General features: G+C 63.3%; 13 protein-coding genes and 1 tRNA gene. 7 read left to right on the top strand and 7 right to left on the bottom strand.

What is annotated here, in order from left to right:
* The first annotated feature begins 15 nt into the window (after positions 1-15).
* Both ACMGF5_RS17625 and ACMGF5_RS17620 read left to right on the top strand, forming a co-directional pair.
* Positions 16-477, top strand: coding sequence for a response regulator (locus ACMGF5_RS17625; RefSeq protein ID WP_046787299.1), 462 nt, complete (start codon positions 16-18; stop codon positions 475-477).
* Between the two features lie 14 nt (positions 478-491).
* Positions 492-2,879 (top strand): hybrid sensor histidine kinase/response regulator, encoded by a 2,388-nt coding sequence (locus ACMGF5_RS17620; protein WP_115275346.1) that lies wholly within the window; start codon positions 492-494, stop codon positions 2,877-2,879.
* A gap of 124 nt (positions 2,880-3,003) precedes the next feature.
* Here the strand turns inward: ACMGF5_RS17620 and ACMGF5_RS17615 are convergent.
* Positions 3,004-3,078, bottom strand: a tRNA-Gln gene (locus ACMGF5_RS17615).
* A 269-nt stretch (positions 3,079-3,347) separates the two neighbouring features.
* Here ACMGF5_RS17615 and ACMGF5_RS17610 point away from each other — a divergent pair.
* Positions 3,348-3,590 carry a hypothetical protein gene (locus tag ACMGF5_RS17610; protein WP_039602799.1) on the top strand — a complete coding sequence of 81 codons (243 nt, stop codon included), beginning with the start codon at positions 3,348-3,350 and terminating at the stop codon, positions 3,588-3,590.
* Between the two features lie 105 nt (positions 3,591-3,695).
* Complete coding sequence (gene zapE / locus ACMGF5_RS17605; protein WP_414157004.1) at positions 3,696-4,781, top strand: cell division protein ZapE; 1,086 nt, start codon at positions 3,696-3,698, stop codon at positions 4,779-4,781.
* 34 nt (positions 4,782-4,815) lie between these two features.
* Here the strand turns inward: zapE and ACMGF5_RS17600 are convergent, their stop codons facing one another.
* Positions 4,816-6,705: a propionyl-CoA synthetase gene (locus ACMGF5_RS17600; protein ID WP_204920601.1), complete on the bottom strand. Its 1,890-nt coding sequence runs from the start codon at positions 6,703-6,705 to the stop codon at positions 4,816-4,818.
* A 180-nt stretch (positions 6,706-6,885) separates the two neighbouring features.
* Here ACMGF5_RS17600 and ACMGF5_RS17595 point away from each other — a divergent pair, with 180 nt between their 5' ends.
* Positions 6,886-7,752 carry a LysR family transcriptional regulator gene (locus ACMGF5_RS17595; protein WP_039602801.1) on the top strand — a complete coding sequence of 289 codons (867 nt, stop codon included), beginning with the start codon at positions 6,886-6,888 and terminating at the stop codon, positions 7,750-7,752.
* Here the strand turns inward: ACMGF5_RS17595 and ACMGF5_RS17590 are convergent.
* The 5 genes from ACMGF5_RS17590 to ACMGF5_RS17570 all read right to left on the bottom strand — a co-directional run bounded on the left by ACMGF5_RS17590 (position 7,726) and on the right by ACMGF5_RS17570 (position 11,698).
* Positions 7,726-8,883 carry an HPP family protein gene (locus tag ACMGF5_RS17590; RefSeq protein WP_125923220.1) on the bottom strand — a complete coding sequence of 386 codons (1,158 nt, stop codon included), beginning with the start codon at positions 8,881-8,883 and terminating at the stop codon, positions 7,726-7,728. The genes ACMGF5_RS17595 and ACMGF5_RS17590 overlap by 27 nt on opposite strands.
* A gap of 207 nt (positions 8,884-9,090) precedes the next feature.
* Entirely contained in the window at positions 9,091-10,410 is a 1,320-nt protein-coding gene (locus ACMGF5_RS17585) for a sensor histidine kinase (RefSeq protein ID WP_115275349.1), read from the bottom strand.
* Entirely contained in the window at positions 10,407-11,075 is a 669-nt protein-coding gene (locus tag ACMGF5_RS17580) for a response regulator transcription factor (RefSeq protein WP_115275350.1), read from the bottom strand. The genes ACMGF5_RS17585 and ACMGF5_RS17580 overlap by 4 nt, the downstream gene beginning before the upstream one ends.
* A complete protein-coding gene (locus ACMGF5_RS17575) occupies positions 11,076-11,390 on the bottom strand; it encodes a PepSY domain-containing protein (RefSeq protein ID WP_119688616.1) in 315 nt (104 codons plus the stop codon).
* Positions 11,390-11,698 carry a PepSY domain-containing protein gene (locus tag ACMGF5_RS17570; protein ID WP_046787304.1) on the bottom strand — a complete coding sequence of 103 codons (309 nt, stop codon included), beginning with the start codon at positions 11,696-11,698 and terminating at the stop codon, positions 11,390-11,392. The genes ACMGF5_RS17575 and ACMGF5_RS17570 overlap by 1 nt, the downstream gene beginning before the upstream one ends.
* Before the next feature lie 154 nt (positions 11,699-11,852).
* On the opposite strand from ACMGF5_RS17570, the gene ACMGF5_RS17565 reads away from it, so the two are divergent.
* A complete protein-coding gene (locus ACMGF5_RS17565) occupies positions 11,853-12,932 on the top strand; it encodes a hypothetical protein (protein ID WP_196997787.1) in 1,080 nt (359 codons plus the stop codon).
* 51 nt (positions 12,933-12,983) lie between these two features.
* On the top strand, positions 12,984-13,340 hold the full coding sequence (gene queD, locus ACMGF5_RS17560) for a 6-carboxytetrahydropterin synthase QueD (protein ID WP_012313684.1): 357 nt from the start codon (positions 12,984-12,986) through the stop codon (positions 13,338-13,340).
* Positions 13,341-13,367 lie beyond the last annotated feature (27 nt).

Here is a 13,367-nt window from a genome sequence, read left to right as displayed (position 1 = left end):
GGCACCGGTTCAATCATGCTCAAACCTATCCTGCTGGTAGAAGACAACCCCCGGGACCTGGAGCTGACGCTCCTGGCCCTGGAGCGTAGCCAGTTGGCCAACGAGGTCATCGTTCTGCGCGACGGCGCTGATGCCCTCGACTATCTGCTACGGCGTAACGCCTATGCCGCGCGCGACGACGGCAACCCCGCCGTGTTGCTACTGGACCTGAAACTGCCCAAGGTCGATGGCCTGGAAGTGCTAAGGGAGGTGCGTGCCACCCCCGAGCTGCGCAGCATCCCGACGGTGATGCTGACCTCGTCGCGGGAAGAGCCCGACTTGCTGCGGGCTTATGAACTGGGGGTCAATGCCTACGTGGTCAAGCCCGTGGAGTTCAAGGAGTTCGTCGCGGCGATTTCCGACCTCGGCGTGTTCTGGGCCGTGCTCAACGAACCACCACCTGGCTCGCTACGCCTTAACCGGCGTGGCAGCAACTGAGGCCCACCGCGAACATGCTGCCAACGCCGCTCAAATTACTGATGGTCGAAGACAGCTCGCTGGATGCCGAGCTGACCTTGCTGAGCCTGGAGCGCAGCGGACTGCAGCTGCAGTCGCAGCTGGTGTTCGATCATGTCGCCGCCGAGCATGCCCTGCACGAAGCCAGCTATGACCTGATCCTTTGCGACTGCGTGCTGCCCGGCTCGTCCGGTACCGACGTGCTGGCCATCGCCCAGCGCCTGGCGCCGGATACGCCGTTCATCTTCCTGTCGGGCATATACGGTGAGGAGCACGCGGTGGAAATGATCCGCCTGGGTGCCACCGACTATGTACTGAAGAAAAACCTGTCGTTGCTGCCCAAGGCAGTGCGCAGGGCGCTTACCGAAGTGCAGGAACGTCAGCGTCGGCGCCGTGCCGAAGAAGCCCTGGCGGACCTTGAGGCACGCGCCCGGATTGCCATCGATGCAGCCGGCATGGGTACCTGGGACTTTCGCCCGGAAGAAGGGCTGCTGATCTGGGACGACCGCTGCAAGACGCTGTTCGGTCTGCCGGTAGACACCGAGATGAGCCTTGACGTTTTCTATGCCGGCATCTATCCAGAAGACGTGCAACGGGTGCGCGAAACGGTGGAATACGCCATGCGCCCGGACAGCGACGGGCTTTACCGGGCCGAATTTCGCATTGCCCAACCCAACGGCCTGGAACCGCGCTGGCTGCTCAGCAGCGGTCAGAGCCAGTTTGTCGATGGCCGCTGCACACGCTTTTCGGGCGTACTCCAGGACATCCACGCCCAGCGCCTGGCGACCCAGGCGCTCAAACAGCTCAACGAAATGCTCGGCGAGCGGGTCGAGCGCCGTACCCGCGAGCGTGACCGGGCCTGGGAGCTTTCCCAGGACTTGCTCGCGGTGCTCAACAAAGACCTCACACCGGTCGCACTGAACCCTGCCTGGGAGGCCAGCCTGGGTTTCTCGCGCGAACGCCTGAGCCAGACCTCGTTATTGCAGTTGCTGCCCGAACCGGACCAGGAAGCGCTGCTGACCGAACTCGCCGCCCTCGCCCATGGTCGCACCAGCGCGCGCTTCGTCGGCCGTATCCAGCATGCAGGCGGCCAGTTGCGCTGGCTGTCATGGGTGGTGGTACCGGAAGACACGCTGCTCTATGTGGTAGCCCGCGACATCACCAGCGAGCGCGAAGCAGCCATGGGCCTGGCCGACGCCAACGACCGCCTGCGCGAACAGATCACCGAGCGCGAGCGCATAGAGGCAGCGTTGCAGCAGATGCAACGGCTGGAGGCGGTCGGCCAGCTCACGGCGGGTGTTGCACACGACTTCAATAATCTGCTGACGGTCATCCTTACCGGCTCAAGCTTCCTTGAGCGCGACCTGGACAAAGGTGACCTGGAAAAAGCGCGCAAACGCCTGACGCATATCCGCGAGGCGGGTGAACGCGGCGCCAAGCTAACCTCACAGCTGCTCGCCTTCTCCCGCCGCCAGCGCCTGGAACCGGTACCGCTGAACCTCAACCGCACCTTGGGCGGCCTGGAGGAATTGCTGCGCCGCACCTTGGGCGGGAGCATTTCTGTGCGCCTGGACCTGGACCACAGCCTGTGGCAAGCGCTGACCGACCCGACCCAGACCGAAATGATCATTCTCAACCTGGCGATCAACGCCCGCGACGCCATGCCCGACGGTGGCCAGTTGACGCTGGCCACACGCAATACCCGGATCAAGGCCCGCCCGCAGCGGCCAGAAGACCCGGAGCCGGGCGAGTATGTGATGCTGAGCATCCGTGACACCGGCTGCGGCATGAGCGAAGAGGTGGTGGCCAAGGTGTTCGAACCCTTCTTCACCACCAAGGACATCGGCAAAGGCTCGGGCCTGGGGCTGGCCCAGGTGTTCGGCTTTGCCAAGCAGTCTGGTGGCGGTGTGCGCATCGACACCGCGCCTGGGCATGGCACCCAGGTTGCCGTTTACCTGCCCGCAGTGAAGCATGAGCTGGCGGCGGACCCGGTGATCCCGGCTGCGTCGCAGTCCATCAGCGACAGTGGCCGCGACCGCACGGTGCTGCTGGTGGATGACGACCACCTGGTGCGCGACATGCTCGGCGATGTGTTGCGCCAGTACGGCTATCAGGTACGCCAGGCACACAGCGGCGAACAGGCATTGGCCCAGCTGGACGACGAGATCGACTTGTTGCTGACCGACTTTGCCATGCCCGAATTCAACGGTGCCCAACTGGCTTTGGCCGCACGTGAACGGCATCCGCGCTTGCCGGTGGTGTTTCTGACAGGGTATGCCGAGCTGGAAGGGCTGGATTTGCCGGACAGCCTGGTGATGCAGAAGCCGGTGCAGGCTGAGGAACTGGCCCGCGTGCTGGATGAACTGCTGCGGGTGAACAGGTAATCGCGCTGTAGCTGACAGGGCCCATTGTCGTCAGCTGGCGATGGGCTTGCGCAAACGCCAGAAACGAAAAAACCAGCGCCGATAGTCATCTGCACTGAATCAGGAATGGATGTTAACGAGAAAATGGCAGGGGCGGCTGGATTCGAACCAACGCATGGCAGGATCAAAACCTGCTGCCTTACCGCTTGGCGACGCCCCTGTATCGGATGCAGCGTTAGCTGCTCTGACCATTCCAACTGAGTGACAACTGGGTTGTTGTCTTGGAATGCGCGGCACTTTAACAACATTCTTTGCACCTGGGAAGCCCCTTGCGCAAAAAAAATGCTTTAAAACAGCAGGTTAGTGTTTTGCGGGCCGTTCACACGCCGCAAAACGACCATCCGTCGCATTTAATCCGCTTGGCTTCAACACAATCGCATCGCGCCCTTCCAATCAGATAAGCCATTTGCATTGACCAAGGAGGATGCCATGCCCGTTTCCCACGACCTGTACCAGGACCTGCACTACCCCCGCGAGATCGTCCAGCAGCGCCGTCAACAGGACAAGACCCTTGACCGAATGCTCGACGAGTACGTCGACATCGACAACCAGGTACTGGCTGCCGAGGCGATTTCAGCAGGTAACTTTCAGGACGACGACCTGCGCCACCTCAAGGAGCGCCGGCTGGCCATCAAGTACATGATCGAGCGTCAGCTGGAACGCAAGGTTTGAGTTATCCGGCCAACTGATAGAAGCCCCGCACTTTTTCTATTGGTTAAAAGGGCCGACCTGGGGCAAGCTGCGCGCTGACCTTCCTGTGCCCAAGGAGCTTAGCTTTTGTCTGCCTGGATCCCCTCCCCCCTGCGCCAACTGGGCCAACGCCTGCGACCCGCCACCTCCAGCCAGAGCGAACTGCTCGCATGGTTCGAAGACAAGGCACGCAGCCGTGGCTATCAGCTCAGCGAGGACCAGCGCCGGGTCATTCAGGCCATGGCCGAGCAGCTTGCCCGCTTGCCAGGCGGCGAACCACGCAGCCTTTACTTGTACGGCTCGGTGGGCCGCGGCAAGAGCTGGCTGCTGGACGGTTTCTTCCAGGCAGTGCCGATCGAGGCGAAAAAACGCCTGCACTTCCATGATTTTTTTGCCCGCCTGCACCAGGGCATGCACTGTCACAGGCTGCTTGACGATGCCCTGGGCGCGACGCTGGACGCATTGCTGGGCGACTGCCAGGTGCTGTGTTTCGACGAATTCCATGTGCATGACATCGGTGATGCCATGCTCCTTACCCGCCTGTTCAATGCCTTGTTCGCGCGCGGCATCTTCCTGCTGGTGACCTCGAACTACGCACCCGAGGGGCTGCTGCCCAACCCGCTGTACCACGAGCGATTCCTGCCGGTGATCCGCCTGATCAATGGCCGTATGGAGGTACTTGAAGTTGGCGGTGACACAGACTTTCGGAGCCTGCCGGCCAACCGTGAACATCAGCGCTTTACCCAAGGCCATTATGTATGGCCAGGCGATGCGGCCCAGCGCCTGGCGCTGAAAGTGCCGGCCGCGCAACCGCTGACGCTGGAGGTGAACAAACGCAATCTTCGCGCGCTTGCCAGTGATGACAGGCAAGTGATGTTTGCGTTTGACGACCTGTGTGAGCAGCCCACCGCGGTGATCGATTATCTGCAGCTTGCCCAGCGCTATGAGGCGTGGATCATCGACGGGCTGGATGACCTCTGCGAGTGCTCATTGGCCGCACAGCAGCGCTTCGTCAACCTGGTGGATGTGCTCTACGACCAGGACCGGCAGGTAACGGTGATCGGGCAGCGGCCGCTGAGCGAAAGCCTGGGCGGGGCTATTGCCGACCTGATGCGCACCCGCAGCCGGCTGGGGCAGTTGCATCAGGTGGGGCCGGAGGATTCCAGCGGCTGAACCCTCACATTCCCAGGCTAGCCAGGCAACCCGGTCAGCCTGCCCTGGGAAGATCCGCCAGCACCGCTTCAATCTCCCGCAATACCGCTGGATCATCCAGTGTCGAGGGCGGCACATACGCCTGGCCATCGGCAATCTTGCGCAGCACCGCCCGCAGGATCTTGCCCGAGCGGGTCTTGGGCAGCCGTTTCACCAAGCGCACCCGATTGAAGCAGGCCAACGCGCCGATCTCTTCACGCACCCTGCCCACCAAGTCCACTAACAGTTGCGCCTCGGTAATACCCTCACCGTCCTTGAGCACCACCAGCGCCAAGGGCACCTGGCCCTTGATCTCGTCATGTACGCCGATTACCGCGCATTCGGCCACCGCAGGGTGGCACGCCACCAAGTCCTCCATCTCGCCGGTGGAAAGGCGATGGCCAGAGACGTTGATCACGTCATCGGTTCGCCCCATGATGTAGACGAAGCCATCGTCATCCAGGTAGCCACCATCACCGGTGTGGTAGTAACCCGGGTAAGTCTGCAGATAAGCCTGCAGGTAGCGCTCATGATCGCCCCACAAGGTCTGGCTGCAACCGGGCGGCAGCGGCAGGGCGATGACGATGGCGCCCTGATGGTTCGGGCCCAGCAGCTGCCCATCGTCATCCAGCACACGTACGTCATAGCCCGGCACCGCGCGGTTGCTCGAGCCCGGCCGCGCCGCGCTGCCCTCCAGCCCCACGCATGGCGCGGTGACTGGCCAGCCAGTCTCGGTCTGCCACCAATGGTCGTGCACCGGCTTGCCGGTAACCCGTTCCAGCCATTGGTGGGTACTTGAATCGAGCTTTTCCCCGGCCAGGAACAACTGGCGCAGCGTACTCAAGTCATGCCGGCGGATCAGCTCGCCATCCGGGTCCTCCTTGCGGATCGCCCGCATGGCGGTCGGTGCACAGAACAAGGCATTGACCCCATACTGCTCGACCACGCGCCAATAGGCCGACGCATCCGGGGTGCGGATCGGCTTGCCTTCGTAGAACACCGTGGTGCAGCCGCTCATCAGTGGCCCATAGACGATCAGCGAATGACCGACCACCCAGCCCACATCGGAAATGCCCCACCACACGTCACCGGCCTGCATGCCGTAGATGTGGCGCATGGCATAACAGAGGGCGACCGCGTTGCCACCGTTCTCACGGACGATGCCCTTGGGTTTGCCCGTGGTACCGGAGGTGTACATGATGTAAAGCGGGTCTGCCGACTCCAGCTCGACCGCAGGCACCGGCTCGGCATTTACCAGCGCTTGCTGCCAGTCAAGGTCGCGGTTTGGTTGCAACCGGGCGCGAGCCTGGGGCCGCTGCAGCACCAGCACGTGGCGCGGCTGATGGTGAGCCAGTTGCAGTGCGCGGTCGACCAGCGGCTTGTACTCGATCACCCGATCGAATTCCAGGCCGCAGGACGCCGTCAGCAGCAGCGTTGGCCGCGCATCATCGATACGCAGGGCCAGCTCGTTGGCTGCAAAGCCACCGAACACCACCGAGTGCACCGCACCGATACGCGCGCAGGCGAGCATGGCCATGGCCGCCTGCGGCACCATCGGCATGTAGATGACCACCCCATCGCCTTTGCCCACCCCCAGCTGGCGCAGCAACCCGGCCAGGCGCGCCACCTCGTCACGCAGCTCGTTGTAGGTGAACGCCTGCTGCACACCGGTGACAGGGGAGTCGTAGATCAACGCCATCTGCTCGCCACGGCCCAGCTCGATTTGCCGATCGAGGGCCAGGTAGCAGCTGTTCAGGCGGCCGTCGGCGAACCAGCGATGGGTGCCGTCCGGGTTTTCCTGCAGTGTCAGGGTAGGTTTGCGGTACCAGGCCAGATGTTTGGCCTGGTCGGCCCAGAAGGCAGCAGGGTCGGCAATGGAATGGGCGTAGCTGTGCTGGTAGGTCATGTTGATGGCAACCCGGTACTTGTTGTTATTGAAGGGCGAGCCTTGAGTATGGACCGCCACGCCCCGGCCGCCATGGGACTAAAGTCACAACGCATATGCAGATTTGCAGCGCTGGCGAAAGCGCCCCATAACGGTGCAAAGCCTCTAGAATAGGCAACCCTTCCCGCCACAGAGCAGCCCATGGATATCGAGCAGGCCCGAACCTTTCTGGAAGTCGTACGGTGCGGCAGCCTCGTCGCCGCCGCCGAGCGCCTGTTCGTGTCACAGACCGCCATCACCGCCCGCGTGCAGCGCCTTGAGCAGCAACTGGGCTGCCAGCTGTTCGTGCGTAGCCGCAACGGCGCCAGCCTGACCAGTGATGGCGAAGCCTTCGTCAGCTATGCCAACCAGCTGGTGCAGACGTGGGAGGCGGCGCGCCGTGACCTGCCGCTGCCCGAGGGCTGCCAGCAAGTGCTGCACGTAGGGGCAGAAGTGAGCCTGGGCAACCCGATGCTGCTCGACTGGGTCAGCGCCTTGCACTGCGCATTACCCAGCCACGCCATCCGCAGCGAGGTCAGCGACGGTGAGTCCTTGCTGCGCAAGGTAGAGATGGGCCTGCTGGACGCCGCACTGGTCTATCAGCCCACCTACGGCCCGGGCCTGCAGGTAGAGCAGTTGATGGAAGAGAAGCTGATCCGCATACGCCGGGTCGAGCAACCCGACCCGTACATCTACATCGACTGGGGCGAGGCCTTCCGCCGCCAGCACGACGCCGCCCTGCCCGACTGCGCGCGACCGGCGCTGAGCTTCAACCTCGGGCCGCTGGCCCTGCAGTTCATTCTCGACAAAGGCGGCAGCGGCTATTTCCGTACCCGCGTGGTGCAGGCGTATCTGGACAGCGGGGTATTCGAGCGGGTACCGCAAGCCCCGGAGTTCACCTACCCGACCTTCCTTGTCTACCCGCGCAAACGCGACAGCGAGGCCCTGCAACAGGCCTTCGCGGTGCTGCGCCGGCTGGTGGCCTCCGGCGCCAGCGATTGGTCACAACGCTGGGACCCGCTGATCTGAAACGCTGCCAGCGCCACTGAGCAGCTGGCGCTTGAGGCCGGCGATCAGGTCGGTCTGGGTGATCACACCGACCAACTGGTCGCCATCGATCACCGGCAGGCAGTGCAGCCCTTGCTCGCACAGCAGGGGCAGCAGGCGTTCCAATGGGTGCTGGCTGCTGACACTGATGACCTGCCGGCTCATCACCTGCTCCATACGCACGGCCTTGCCCGCGAAAAGCCCCCGCCAACTGAACCGGCCACGTTGCATGGCCGGACCGAGCAGATCGCTAAGGCTGACGATACCCACCAGCTTGCCCTCTTGCAGCACCGGCAGGGTTTTCAGGTGATGACTGGCGAGCATCTTCCAGGCCTGTTCCAGGGTGGTGTCGGGGGCGGCGAACTGCACATCGCGGGACATCACCGAAGCTGCGCTGATCCCGCCGAGGCTGCGCTGCAGGGCATGCTGCTCGGTGGCCAGGATGATGCGCTCCAGTTCATCGCGGGTGACGTCGACGAACTCACCCAACTCTTCCAACGCCTGATCCAGGTCCGCACCACTGACCCCGACCCGTTCGCTGGGCAACGGGTCGTGGGTGTGGTGCTGGTCCTTGCGTGGCGCAGCGCCCTTGGGGTAATGCACGCCGGTCAAACGGTTGTAGACCACTGCCACCGTCACCAGAATCAGCGCGTTGAGCAACACGGGCTCCAGCAGGTGGTCGCCCAGCGCCGTCAGCCCTGAATCGGCCAGCACCGCGCTCACCGCAACACCGCCACCCGGCGGGTGCAGGCAGCGCAACAGGCACATCAGCAAAAGCGAGATGCCCAAGGCAGCCGCCGCAACCCACAGGTGGGGGCCGAACCCCTCGCGCATGGCAAGGCCCACTGCGCCCGCCAGCGCATAGCTGCCCAGCACTGGCCAGGGCTGGGCCAACGGCCCGGAATGCACGGCGAACACCAGCACTGCCGAAGCCGCAAGAGGGCCCAGCAGGTGCAAGGCGATACCAGGCCCGTAGGCCATACCGGTCAACCAGCCGGCGAGGAACAAACCGAGCAGCGCGCCGATGCCGGCACGCAGCCATTGTTTTGGAGGAATATTCAGGGGCGACGGCAACAGCCGCTGCAGGCGACTTTCGGAACGCAAGGCAGTCATTCAAGTAATCGTGTTTGTGGTTCTGATCAAAAGAAAGCCCAGCCGAACTGGCCTGGGCCCTAGGGGCTCCGTCCGTGGAGAGATGGAAACCGCAGGGTTTCGTCAGGGGATTGTGCCGCCCAGTGTCGGGCTTGGGCCAATTCAAAAAAATGCGGCTGTACTGCAGTTTTTTTGCAGTGCTGCTGCCGGCGACAGGGCCAGAGAGGGTCAGCGCACCTTGCGCGGTAAATCGATACTCACCCGCAACCCGCCCAAAGGGCTCTGGAGCAAGGCCAAAGACCCACCCCAGGCATCGACGATATCCCGCACGATCCCCAGCCCCAGGCCATGCCCATCCACTTGCTCATCCAGCCGCGAACCGCGCTCCAGCACCTGCAGGCGCTGGCTTTCAGGTATGCCCGGACCGTCATCGTCGACCCACACCTGATAGCCTTCGGTGGTCGGGGCTATGCCCAGGCGCACTTCGCTGTCAGCCCATTTGCAGGCGTTATCCAACAGGTTGCCAAGCAGCTCCAGGAAGTCCTCCCGGTCCCAAGGCAGCAGTAACCCTGGCGGTACATCGCGCTCGAGCAGCAAGCCTTCGCCATGGATCATTCCCAAGGTGGCGAGCAACCCCGGAAGCTCGGTATCGCAGTCAAATTGAGCGCCAGGCAGCGCATCCCCGGCCAGGCGCGCCCGGTTCAGTTCGCGTGCCAGGCGCTGCTGGATCTGCTCCAGTTGCTCGCGCAGTTGCGCACGCACTTCGGGCAAGCCATTCAGGCGCTCGCTGGACGCCAGGCTCAGCAGCACCGCCAATGGCGTCTTCAATGCATGACCCAGGTTGCCCAACGCGTTGCGCGAACGGCGCAGGCTGTCTTCGGTATGGCTGAGCAGATGATTGATCTGACCTACCAGCGGTGCCAGTTCGCTGGGCACTTGGGCATCGAGCTGCGAGCGCTGGCCTTGCTGCAACTGAGCAATCTGCTGACGCGCCCGCTCCAGCGGGCGCAACGAACGGGTGACGGTGATGCGCTGCAGCACCAGCACCAGGATCAGCGCCACCAGGCCCATCCCCAGGCCGATCTGCTGCAGGCGCCGGAACCCCTCGCGCACAGGCGAGTAATCCTGGGCGACGCTGATCGAAATGTCCTGGCCCAGCCGCCGGTAATCGGCACGCAGCGCAAGCAACTGCTGGCCTTCCGGGCCCAGCTCGTGGCTATCGGAGAGACCGGGCGCGGCCGGTTTCGGCATGTCCAGGTCCCATAAAGAGCGCGAGCGCCAGGTGCCCTTGTCGAAATCGATGCGGAAGTAGTAACCGGAAAACGGCCGTTGATAGGCGGCGGAAATGCGCCGCTCATCCAACTGCAACCCCGAAGGCCCGCGCACCAGCGCCACCAGCAGGTTCTCGCTTTCCTTGCGCAGGCCGTTTTCCAGATAGCGCTGCAAACCGGCCTCGAACAACCACAAGGTAAGCTGCGCAAGCACCACCCCGACCACCACCAATACGGCTACAAGGCCCAGGCTCAAGCGTGCCTGAATCGATTTCACCCGGTGCTCCCGGCGTAGATGTAGCCTTGCCCGCGGCGGGTCTCGATGACACTGCGGCCCAGCTTGCGGCGCAAATGGTTGACGTGCACTTCGAGCACGTTGGAGTCACGCTCGGTTTCACCGTCGTACAAGTGCTCGGCCAGGTGGCTCTTGGAGAGGATCTGTTGAGGGTGCAGCATGAAGTAACGCAACAGGCGGAACTCCGCAGCGGTCAGCTGGATGTCCACCCCCTCGCGGCTCACGCACTGGCGGCTTTCGTCCAGGTGCAACCCGGCGGCTTCAAGACGGGGCTGGTTGGCAAGGCCCTTCGCCCGGCGCAGCAGCGCCTGAATGCGCAACTGCAGCTCTTCAGGGTGGAAGGGCTTGCTCATGTAGTCGTCGGCGCCAGCCTTCAACCCCTCGATGCGCTCGGCCCATGACCCCCGTGCGGTCAGAATCAGCACCGGCGTGGCCAGACCTGCTGCACGCCACTGCGCCAGCACGTCCAGCCCCGGCAACCCCGGCAGGCCGAGGTCCAGAATGATCAAGTCGTAGGGTTCGCTCTGGCCCTGATATACCGCGTCCCGGCCGTCGGCCAGCCAGTCCACGGCGTAGCCCTGGCGCTGCAGGCCGGCAATCAACTCGTCAGCCAGGGGAACGTTGTCCTCGACAAGCAACAGGCGCATTCAGTCGTCTTCCTCGTCTTTGAGCAGGGCACCGGTGCTGGCATCGAGTTTGATCTCGCGCACCACGCCGTCGGTGGTCAGCAGCTCGACTTCGTATTCGTAGCGATCATCGTCTTCTTCCAGCTCCGCCTCCAGCAACCGCGCCCCGGGGTGGCGCCCCAGGGCGGTCTCGAGCAATTGCTCGAGCGGCAGAATCACGCCTTTCTGGCGCAACTGCAGGGCCTCATCCTGATCCAGGTCGCGAGCAACGGCCAAGGAGCAGACGGCCAGCAGCGAGAGCGCCAGGTAGCGCGCCCACCGGGTCAAGTGGATCATCAGCGGTCCTGTTCGTCCTTCAGCACTTCACCGGTCTTGGCGTCCAGGTCAACGTCCCATTCGACGTTCTGGGTGTCACGCATCTCGACCTTGTAGATGTAGCGACCGTATTCGTTTTCCAGCTCCGAATCGGTGACGGTGGCGCCCGGGTGCTTGGCAACGGCAGTGGCCTTGAGCTCATCCAGCGACTTGATGGTCTTGGCATTCACCAGCTTGACCACTTCGTCAGGCTGGACGTCCTTGGCCAGGGCGACGTTGGCACCGAAAGCAAGCGCAGCGGCAGTGAACAAGGCAGTCAGGGTTTTCATCAGGTTCTCTCCATCGAGGTGTGCAATTTGTCTACGGAGTTAAGATTATCCACCGGTCCTTAACTCAACCTGAAAACAGCTGGCGCCATGATAGCGCAGCGCATCCACCATGCGATTCCCTATAATGGCCCACCTGTGAATTGCGAGGCCGCCCATGAGCGCCATCCATATCAAGTACCCGGCTCTGACCTTCAAGGCCGGCAAACGTGCCCTGCAGCAGATCCGTGAACGCGGGCTGCAGGCAGCGGATGTCGGTGTGGTACCGGGTGCCGCTGGCGGGCCCAAACCACTGGGGATTCAGGGGCTGGACCTGGCGCTGTTCGGCGAGTGGCTGCCATCGGCGCCCCGCCAACGGGCATTGATCGGTGCATCGATCGGCTCCTGGCGCTTCGCCAGCGCCTGCCTCGATGACCCGATCGCTGGCATCCGCCGCCTCGGTGAACTGTATACCGAACAGGACTTCGCCAAAGGTGTGACCGCAGCCCAGATCAGCCGCAGCTGCCAGCAGATGCTCGACGACCTGCTGCAAGGGCGCGATGGGCAGATCCTGGCAAACCCGCACTACCGCCTGAACATCCTGGTGGTGAAGAGCCACGGCCATCTTGCCCACGACCACCGCGGCCGGTTGGGGATGGGGCTGGGCTCGGTGATCGCCAGCAATCTGCTGGGGCGCTCACGCCTGGGCCGGCATTTCGAACGGGTCATCCTGCACGATGAGCGTGCCGCCCCGCCGCTGGATCAACTCACAGACTTTCCCTCACGCTACCTGCCACTGGGCCAGGGCAACCTGCGCCACGCCCTGCTCGCGTCCGGCTCGATCCCGATGGTCATGGAAGGCGTGCGCGACATCCCCGGTGCGGGTGCGGGCACCTACCGCGACGGCGGTTTGCTCGACTATCACCTCGACCTGCCATACCGCGGCGACGACCTGGTGCTTTACCCGCATTTCACCGACAAGGTCGTGCCTGGCTGGTTCGACAAGGCGCTGCCATGGCGCAAGGGCGATGCCACGCGCCTGCGCAATGTGCTGTTGGTGACGCCGTCACCGCAGTACCTGGCCGCACTGCCCTTCGGCAAGCTGCCCGACCGCAACGACTTCAAGCGTTTCATGGGCGATGCACCCAGCCGCAAACGCTACTGGTACCAGGCCATTGCCGAAAGCCAGCGGCTGGGTGACGAACTGCTGGAGCTGATCGCCACCGGGCGGCTGCACGAACGCCTGCAAGCCTTGTAGCGACCATGCTGGTAGACTGCGCGCATCTTCGATACACACAGAGTTCTGACCGTGGAAATCTTTAAGGAATTTACCTTCGAATCGGCCCACCGCCTGCCTAACGTCCCGGCCGGGCACAAATGCGGCCGCCTGCATGGCCACTCGTTCAAGGTCGGCCTGCATCTGACCGGCCCGCTTGACCCGCATACCGGCTGGATCCGCGACTTTTCCGAGATCAAGGCGATCTTCAAGCCGATCTACGAGCAGTTGGACCACAACTACCTCAACGATATTCCAGGCCTGGAAAACCCCACCAGCGAGGTCATCGCCAAGTGGATCTGGGAGCAAGTCAAGCCGCTGCTGCCGGAGCTGTCCAAGGTGCGTATTCATGAAACCTGCACCAGCGGCTGCGAATACAGCGGCGATTGACTGGCGCTGCGCTACACGAGCACGGGG

Origin of the sequence: Pseudomonas sp. BNK-15 (assembly GCF_047456105.1) — a bacterium.
Classification (GTDB): Bacteria; Pseudomonadota; Gammaproteobacteria; order Pseudomonadales; family Pseudomonadaceae; genus Aquipseudomonas; species Aquipseudomonas putida_E.
The sequence above is the reverse complement of the archived record's forward strand: the minus strand, read 5'-3'. Positions and strand labels throughout refer to the sequence as shown.

Bases quoted from the DNA above. Each gene is read 5' to 3' on its own strand.
- ACMGF5_RS17625 (WP_046787299.1), top strand. From the start codon at position 16: ATGCTCAAACCTATCCTGCTGGTAGAAGACAACCCCCGGGACCTGGAG.
- ACMGF5_RS17620 (WP_115275346.1), top strand. From the start codon at position 492: ATGCTGCCAACGCCGCTCAAATTACTGATGGTCGAAGACAGCTCGCTG.
- ACMGF5_RS17610 (WP_039602799.1), top strand. From the start codon at position 3,348: ATGCCCGTTTCCCACGACCTGTACCAGGACCTGCACTACCCCCGCGAG.
- ACMGF5_RS17600 (WP_204920601.1), bottom strand. From the start codon at position 6,705: ATGACCTACCAGCACAGCTACGCCCATTCCATTGCCGACCCTGCTGCC.
- ACMGF5_RS17595 (WP_039602801.1), top strand. From the start codon at position 6,886: ATGGATATCGAGCAGGCCCGAACCTTTCTGGAAGTCGTACGGTGCGGC.
- ACMGF5_RS17590 (WP_125923220.1), bottom strand. From the start codon at position 8,883: ATGACTGCCTTGCGTTCCGAAAGTCGCCTGCAGCGGCTGTTGCCGTCG.
- ACMGF5_RS17580 (WP_115275350.1), bottom strand. From the start codon at position 11,075: ATGCGCCTGTTGCTTGTCGAGGACAACGTTCCCCTGGCTGACGAGTTG.
- ACMGF5_RS17575 (WP_119688616.1), bottom strand. From the start codon at position 11,390: ATGATCCACTTGACCCGGTGGGCGCGCTACCTGGCGCTCTCGCTGCTG.
- ACMGF5_RS17570 (WP_046787304.1), bottom strand. From the start codon at position 11,698: ATGAAAACCCTGACTGCCTTGTTCACTGCCGCTGCGCTTGCTTTCGGT.
- ACMGF5_RS17565 (WP_196997787.1), top strand. From the start codon at position 11,853: ATGAGCGCCATCCATATCAAGTACCCGGCTCTGACCTTCAAGGCCGGC.